The organism is Helicobacter sp. (assembly GCF_017502485.1).
GTDB lineage: Bacteria > Campylobacterota > Campylobacteria > Campylobacterales > Helicobacteraceae > Helicobacter_B.
The window spans coordinates 20,499-28,591 of the sequence record NZ_JAFVUX010000033.1 but is presented as its reverse complement, the minus strand read 5'-3'; the positions used below and the strand labels follow the sequence as shown (position 1 = coordinate 28,591).

The 8,093-nt window shown below is 38.9% G+C and carries 8 protein-coding genes; 1 reads left to right on the top strand and 7 read right to left on the bottom strand.

Features of this window, described 5'->3' with window-relative positions; translation table 11 throughout:
* From IKB69_RS07530 to IKB69_RS07500, 7 genes are all read right to left on the bottom strand, one after another.
* The coding region (locus tag IKB69_RS07530; RefSeq protein WP_290947963.1) for a hypothetical protein at positions 1–530 on the bottom strand (530 nt) is incomplete at its 3' end.
* 9 nt (positions 531–539) lie between these two features.
* Entirely contained in the window at positions 540–1,793 is a 1,254-nt protein-coding gene (locus tag IKB69_RS07525) for a type IV secretion system protein (RefSeq protein ID WP_290947961.1), read from the bottom strand.
* Complete coding sequence (locus IKB69_RS07520) at positions 1,786–4,128, bottom strand: FtsK/SpoIIIE domain-containing protein (protein WP_290947958.1); 2,343 nt, start codon at positions 4,126–4,128, stop codon at positions 1,786–1,788. Before IKB69_RS07520 ends, IKB69_RS07525 begins: the two co-directional genes overlap by 8 nt.
* A 2-nt stretch (positions 4,129–4,130) precedes the next feature.
* Positions 4,131–4,310, bottom strand: coding sequence for a hypothetical protein (locus IKB69_RS07515; protein WP_290947956.1), 180 nt, complete (start codon positions 4,308–4,310; stop codon positions 4,131–4,133).
* Positions 4,311–4,320: 10 nt separating this feature from the next.
* A complete protein-coding gene (locus IKB69_RS07510; protein ID WP_290947954.1) occupies positions 4,321–4,584 on the bottom strand; it encodes a hypothetical protein in 264 nt (87 codons plus the stop codon).
* Complete coding sequence (locus IKB69_RS07505; protein WP_023930469.1) at positions 4,584–4,865, bottom strand: TrbC/VirB2 family protein; 282 nt, start codon at positions 4,863–4,865, stop codon at positions 4,584–4,586. The genes IKB69_RS07510 and IKB69_RS07505 overlap by 1 nt, the downstream gene beginning before the upstream one ends.
* Positions 4,849–5,610: a hypothetical protein gene (locus IKB69_RS07500; RefSeq protein WP_290947951.1), complete on the bottom strand. Its 762-nt coding sequence runs from the start codon at positions 5,608–5,610 to the stop codon at positions 4,849–4,851. The genes IKB69_RS07505 and IKB69_RS07500 overlap by 17 nt, the downstream gene beginning before the upstream one ends.
* Positions 5,611–5,882: 272 nt before the next feature.
* Here IKB69_RS07500 and IKB69_RS07495 point away from each other — a divergent pair, with 272 nt between their 5' ends.
* The gene (locus IKB69_RS07495; protein ID WP_290947949.1) at positions 5,883–8,066 is read left to right on the top strand and encodes a flagellar hook-length control protein FliK; all 2,184 of its coding nucleotides are present in this window, start codon (positions 5,883–5,885) and stop codon (positions 8,064–8,066) included.
* The last annotated feature ends 27 nt before the right edge of the window (positions 8,067–8,093 follow it).

Below are 8,093 nucleotides of genomic sequence, written 5' to 3'. Positions count from 1 at the left end.
TTGTTTGGTGTTAATTGTTTTTCTCTAGTGAGAGCAGCGGATTTTTTGTAGTGCGCAGCAACTTGCGGATTCTTAAACTCCATTTGCTTGTTAAGATTCCTGTCAGAGTAGAATGTTATAATTACATCAGCAAAGGGGGATGAGTGGCAGTTGTCGCCCTCTCCTTTGCTCTCTCTCATTGTATCTGCTATAACTCTAAACCTTATTTTCTCGGCATTTTCCCACTCATAGATTTTTGCGCCCTTGGTATCTATAAAAGGCTCTTTGAAGTGTTTTAGATATTCCCTTAAAGAATTACCTATGTTGATAAGCTCTTCTATGGTAATTTCACCTTGAGAGCCTTTTTCTAGGTGCAACTTAATGTGCTCTGCACCAAACCCCCTGTCTTTCCTTGTGGAGTGGTAACCTTTGACATACATTGCAATGTATTCGATCACAACATCTTCTATTGTTTCAATATCCCTAAAGATTGGCGTGGCTTTATCATCTCCAAAAGTTACATTGCAAATTCCGCGCTGTTCGTGTTTCATAGAGTCTCCCTACTGCGATTTTCCGATATATTTGTTAGATAGATTTTTGATAGCTGTTGATCCTGTTTCTATACCTTTAGATACGGCATTATTAGCCACGCTTCCGGCTTTTGATTGATTGAGTAAATCATTGAGTTTCTCGCCACCTTTTGTGCCTTTGAGCGCACTTGTAGCACCGCCCGTTAGTGCAGCTGTAGCCCCAGACACCAAGCCGCCAATACCGCCACCAGATCCTTGATATGCCATTTTTGCAGCAGCTCCACCACCAAGCCCAAATGCTGCTCCAGCTGCCAATCCACCAACTTTTGCCATCGCTTGCTCACTCATATTGCTAATAGCTTTTCCTACGCCCCCACCAGCTCCAATAATGTTGTTAATAAAATCAGGCACTTGCTTCACAAGATAGGTGGAGATAAATACCCCCACAACCGCTAATCCTAAATAGCCAATAAGGCTCATTGTATTGCCAGCCTGTGTTGTAATGTAATCTCCGTAGCTTCCATTAAATGCTGTTTCAGGTGGTAGGTTGGTGATGACAAACTGATTGATTTGGTAGTTAAAAAAAACAACGATCATTAGCATTGGCTTATACATCGTTAGCCCTATTAGCATAAGAATATATTTGCTTACCATTTGCCTTGTTTGTGGAAAAAACATCAAAATCACAAATAATACGCCTAGTCCTTTCCAGATTGTAATTTGTATATTTGCAACAATGATGATAAGTAAAATAACAATAATAAAAATTGCAGTGATGATAAAAAATACTCCAGCACAAAACAACACAGCCAAAGAGCCTTGCCAGCCACTAAATAGGCTGATTTTTGGCACACTTGATTCAATAACTTTTACAGCAGTTTCAAACGATTGTTGTATAAGCCAATCAATTCCACCCTTAAAGTCGCTAGAATTTGGTGCAACCCCCATTCCTTGTGTTGCTTTGACAATATAGTTTGTGATTGTATCTGCTGGATAATTTATCAAGCTTCCAAAATAGTTCATATAGGTTGTGGGATTATTTGCTACCCAATTAAAAAATGAAAGATAAATGATAAATATAAGCAGCTGGGATATTGTTTTCCAAGTGATGAAGTCTCCCTCTTGGATTTTTTTTGCAACAAATATCAAAATAAGTAGCATAAATATAAAGTTTAGCAATGGTGTTAAGTGCAGGGCTTGAGCTAGTGCTGGAATAATATTGCCGATGAATTTATCGGTAATATCCATAAATAATCCCATTATGAAATTGTAGATATTAACCATTTAAAAACTCTTCTTTCCATATCGGGCTTGTTATTTGAAGCTTTTTAATTGTTTGCACTACCTTAGAATCAGAGCTTAATACTTTAAGGTATTTGCCAAGCTTGGAGAGATTGACATCAATAATATTGCTTTGATTGGTAATAAGGTTTTTAATAAGGATTTTTCTCTCGTTTTGTCCTGTATGCAACAAAAAGTTTCTTTCATTTTCGGCTAAGTGGATATTGTAAGTGTCAAATACTTCTAAATCTTTTGTGGGGAAAATGATGATATGTGCAAGGTTTCTTATAAAGCTTTGTGCATTTTTAACACCATCTAGCTGGTGCATATCTTGGAATGCCATTGCTAGCACACCATTTACCTTTCTTGCTTGTGTAAGAGTTAGATTTATGCGATCATTAAACGATTCATTTGCTAGATAGGATTTAAATTCATCAATAAAGATAAAAAAGCCTTTATTATTATTTTTAGCATTGTAAATCATCTTGTGGAATAGATATTGTGCAATAAGTGAAGCATCTTTATCGTTATCAATGATAAAGTCCATATTGAGAGTAGTCAGCTTTTTGTCAAACTGCAAAGAATCTTTTTTATTGTTAAATAAAGGATTTTGCAAATACCTTTCTAATTGCGTGTTGATATGCTCATCGCCTGTTTTAACGATGTTTTCAGCAATATCTTTAAGGGAAAAAAGAACATTTTGTGGTATTAGGTTATGATATAAGTCCTGCACTACCTTTTCAATGGCTTTTAGCTTCTCTGCTTCATCTGCTGTTCTTGCTTCGATATTAACGCCTATCATTGTAGCAAGCCAACTGCTTAAAAATGTGATATTTTCCGTATCATAGGGCAGTGTAAAGGGGTTGATATAGAAATTTTCTCCGTGATTGTATTCCCCGTTTAAAAATTCTGTTACAGCAAATAGTCCGTTGATTCTATCGAGAGCTAAAATGTCTATGTCATATTTAAAAAGATTTGCCATTAAAAATGAGAGCAGTGTCGTTTTGCCAGCACCTGTGCCGCCTATAATCATTGTATGTCCTACGACATTTTCACTATCATCAGCGTGAAAATTAAAGAAATATGGGCTCATTGATTGATTTTTAAAGACTGCAACAGGTGTGTCTCCCCAGCTGTTTTTTGTTTTTCCCAAATATTCTTTTTCAAATAAAATCATTGTGGAGATTGTTTTGCTAGTATGCAATCTTCTTCTAGCATTCAAAAAGGCTTTATTTGGGAATATGCTAAAAAATGTAGATTGTAGGTTAAGTGTTTCAACAACTGCGATAATGCCGGCGTTTTTTAGTTCATTTAGTATTTCTTGTGTATTGCTATTGAGCTCTTCTTTGTTTTTGGCTTTCACAAGTATGCAATAACTAAAATGCTGCATAAGCAATCTATCAGAGTCAATCATCTCCTTAAGTTCTATAAGCTGATGTTTTATGATTTGTGGTGCTAGTTTTAGTTTTGATTTGATTTTGCTTTGCGCTTTTTCTTTGGCTATTGGCTCTATGCTTAGATAGACATCAAGCTCAATATCACTATGCAAAATCACAGACATTGGAATACTTGTAATCTTTTCATTATCATAAGCTTTAACGCCAATGAAGCGATTGTAAGTCTCTAAGCCGTTGAAGTCTTGGATAAAATAGTCTTTTTTGAAGTAGATGTTGCTATTGATATAACTATCACTTAGGATTCCGTTGGGAGCTGTGATTGGGATAAAAGTGCCATTGATGTATTCTGCATAAAGCTGCAAAAGTTGCGTGGAACTTAACTGCTTTGGCTTAAAAATACTCAATGTTTGCAAAAATCGCTCAATTACAGCCTTTAGGGCTACAATCTTGCTGGTATAAGTGATATTGTTTTTATTATCTTCGTTGATTGAAGTAGTCATCTCGAGCTTTTTCTTTTCAAAAAAGCCTTTTGCGCCTTTATTTCGTGTCTCAAGTATCAAGTAGTAAGAATTTGTAAAAACTCTTTCCCTACTCTCCCACTCATTGATGATTGTAGAAGCATACTCATTGTGAATATCGTAAGATTTATTGTAGAAAAACTCTCGCCGTTTTGCGACAATGCGTAATTCCAAATCATCATTAAGCGCATTAAGCGCATTGACACGCGTGATCGCCAACTCTAAAATATCATTATTTGTGGCAGAATTGTAATTTGTGCCACTTATCTCTATGCCAGCTACAAAATTTTCTGTTTTAGTAAGTAGATAATACTCATCAAACAAGCCAAGAATATTGTTTTCTTCACACAATGAGTATTGGTTTGGCAATGTCTCAAACATTGTGTTATAAACAAATCTCTTTAGCTTTTCTGTTAGATTCATAGCTATTTTCGTGTATTTTCTTGGATTTGGTGCTTGTCTAGTTCGACACTTTTTGGTTTGTTGGATTCTTTTAGATTTTGATGTAAGGCAATACCATAGAATATGCCAATAATCCCTGCTATTACGACCATAACTATGATCTGATACGATATTCTTTTAAATCTTGCGTAAGATTGGTTCATAATATTCCTTTCAGGCGTAGTATTGTGGAATCCCTGTTTTTAGCTGTAAGTTTGCTAGCGCAATATCCACAATATCATCATCAAAGAACTCAATGATGTAGAAAAACAACAATACCCCTACAAAGATATGGATACTATAAATCCCCAAGTATCCATTTGTAGCTAGAGACCCAATAACTGAAATAGCCCACGACTTAATGTTTAAACGCAGAAATTTCTCTTTCTTGGTTAGCTCGCGGATATTGTCTGTTTGTGAGATGCTAATAATTATCATTAGTTGTTTGCAAACCAATTTGCAATAGTGTCAGCATTCATCAATATCAATAGAGCAAACACAATTGATATAGCATATACGGCGATTTCTTTCCATCTATCTAGGTTTTTTACAAAGTAGATTCCAAGCCCTACAAACACGATGGTTGCAATCGGTATGAGATAGGTTTTAACTTGCTGGTAAATTTTAGTAACCATAGTGGGCAGATCCGCTGCACTTGCAAGCTCTGGCATTAAAACCATTATGATTATTGGGATAAATACTTTAGGCAATTTTTTCATAATACTCTCCTTGATATTCAAGCTGATTAAGAGCTCTTTTAATTTGACTTTTGAAAATATTTTGGTGGTATGGATTTGTGATTGGAGGTGGTGTTTGATTGATTGTTTGAGCTATAAACCAATAAGGCAGAGTTATGCTTATGTTTGTATCTGTTAAGCTTTGAAACTCAAGGGCGATACTTTTGTTGTCCAAGCACGCTTTTGACTTCTGCTCTTTTAGAATCCACAAATCATTGTGGAATGCAAACACTTTGGACTCTTTATTTGACTCTTTTGCAATATTTCGTAATATAAGTTGAATGTCTTTGAAGAAACGATTTGGATAATGTGCAATCGATGTATCTGTTGATGTATCTGTATTTGAGTGATCGGTCTGTGTATTTTCTTGCTGGGTATAAAAAATCTTTGATTGCCGATAATCTAACACTTGCAAGAAGAATAATTGATTTTTTCTAAAATTGAATTTGATGAGCTGTAAGGCTTCAAGCTCTTTGAGCCAAATCTTTATGGTCTTGTCGCTCACATCGTATTTATAGGTCGCTTCTTGGATATTGAAATATATTTTTTTATTTTCGCGATAAAGATGGATATTGACAAGATAGAGATAAAACAAAAATATTTTTGGATTCTTGCGCTGCTCAAAGTAGGTTTGCGTGTATTCTTGCACATCAAGAAATCGGATTTGTTTTTCTAGGGTTGTGGTAGCTGTTTGTTGTATATCTCTTGGACTTGGTGCTTGCGACATATTGGCTCTCCAATCCTGCCACAAGTATCCTAATTTAAACTTACCTTAAAAACGAGATTTCTTTAGAAAACAAGCAAAGCGAAGTTTCTTTAGAAAACGAGCGAAGCGAAGTTTCTTTAGAAAACAAGCAAAACCGCTCGGCTTTAGCCGATGTTCTTAGAATCCACAGAATCTACTTTTGTGTTTTTCACTAGATTCTAGCTTAAGCACAGGCTTGTAATTATGGAACTTTTTTTGCTTTGATTTGAGAAATTTGAAGCGAAGGAACAATCGTGCTAGAGCAAGTAAATCACATCGAAGCTGTCAAAACACCCCCATTTCCCACAGATTCCCCAAAGGCAAAGTCTGGTAGCAAGGGTGGTGTAGGGAATGTGCCAGATTTTAAAAGCGTGCTTGAAAAATCACTACAAGAGCAAGCGCACACTCCTGTTTCTATGACAAAAGCCAAAGATGGCGCGCCAAATCTACAAGTCGCAAAAAAGCTCACTCAAGAGCCCATCAGCACACAAGCTAGCACTAAGCCAGATAGCCTAAGCGCTTCTACTGCACTCCCTAGCGCTGCCATTAAGCCCAGCACATCTGCTCCTACCCAGCCAGCCCAAGCTAAAATAGGTGAGCCATTAGGCGCGAGCAAAGAAGCCCCCCAAATGCTAGCCCAAGCCTTAGAGTCTGGCGCACCAAAGCAAAGTACTAGCTCAAGCCCAATCTCAAGCCAAGATAGCGTGCTATCTCCTGCCCTAGATTCTAATCAAGCTCCCCAGCAGAAAAAGAGCTTAAATGATATGGCAAAGCTTGAGCCACAAGAGAGCTTTCTCTCCAAAATCACGCAAAATGTTACCAAAGCAGAATCAAGCCCACAGCCCAAAATAAGTGGCACACAAGTAGAATCTAGCGCGAAGTTAGATTCTAGTGGCATTGCTGAGTCTGTGCCAGAGTCCAATGCGATCCAGCAAGCCCTGCAAGCTAGCGCGCTAGTCGCTGGCGCACAAGAAGTAGCCCAAAGCTCAAGCCCTGCAAAGTCTAGCACGCCTAGCACTCCTACTGCTCCTACTAATGCACCCTTGCAAGATAGTGCCCCAAAAGTCGCGCCAGCAAATACCCTAGCTAAGCCAACGCTAGGCGATGTGGTAGAAAAGGCGAAAGATTTGGGACTAAATCCGGGTAAAGTGGAGTTCTCCCAGCGAGAAGATGAGTTTAAAAACTCCGTGCAAGCGCGCACGGGTATGCGCCAAATGAGTCCAAGTAGTGATGGGATTAGGCAGTTTTTTGACAAGCAAGATGAGCAGAGCTTGCGCCCGCTTTTTTCTATGATTAGCGCGGCAAATGCTCTTGATGCCGCGACGCGCAGGAGCAATAAGACTAATCGTGTAGAATACGCTATCGAGAACAAAACAGAGAAAATTGCCATCATCAATCGTGGCAAAACCTTGCCTAAAAACATCACAGAATCTAGGCTGAAAAATGAGCGGCAAGAGCGAGTCTTTGAGCAGATACAAAAGGATATTATCGCAGGCAAGGAGTTAGATTTAGAGCAGATTAAAGCCGAGCTTTTTGCTAGTAAGATTGAGGGTCCAAAGTCTTTAGTCCAGCCCACTAGCCCAAGCCAGCCAGCTCAAAGGCTTGCAAGCACAGCTACAGCTGTGGCTGCCCCAGCTTTGGTGCAAAGCGCACAAGAAGCACTAAAAGAGTCTCAAAAATCTAGCAAAGATCCAAAGGAGCAAGCCCCACGCGCAAAGGCAAAAGCACTCCAAGCAGCTCAAATAGCTAGCACAGAATCTAGCAAAGATGCTAGCCCACTTCGTGCCGAGCTAGAATCTAGCGCACCAAAGGAGTTAGCGCGCGCAGTGGAGAGAGAGCTAGAGCTAGGGGAGATGGATTTGCCAAAGGAGCTTGAGCTAGAAAATCTGCAAGAAAAGTCCCCTAAATCCGCTAAGCAAGCCCAAGCCGAGCAAAAGACAGAATCCAAGCTAGAATCTAAGCTTGCCACAAGTGCGACTCTTGGAGCAAGTGCTATGAAGCAAGAGCTAAGCAAACCGCAAGTGAGAGAAATGATCACTTCATTTGTCAATCAGTTTGACCAAGAAGTGAAAAAATTCAAGCCTCCGATGAATAAGATTTCCTTAGAGCTTAATCCAAAAGAGCTAGGCAATATTGAGCTAACCATCACGCAAAGAGGCAATAACTTGCATATAAGCGTCATCTCTAATCCCCAAGCGATTACGCTCTTTGCGCAAAATCAGCTAGATCTGCGCCAAAGTCTTATCGCTCAGGGCTTTGATGGCATTGATCTAAGCTTCTCGCAAGATTCTAGTAGCGGGGGCTTTGGCAGTGGTAGTCAAAATGGTGATCAATCCAGCAAGAACGATGCGCAAGGCACTTTAGAATCTGGGCTTGAGTATATGGCTAAGGATTCTAGCGAGCCTAGTATGGAAATCACCCTACCGCTGTATGCGTAGAATCTAACAAGGAAGTAAGGAGGAGAC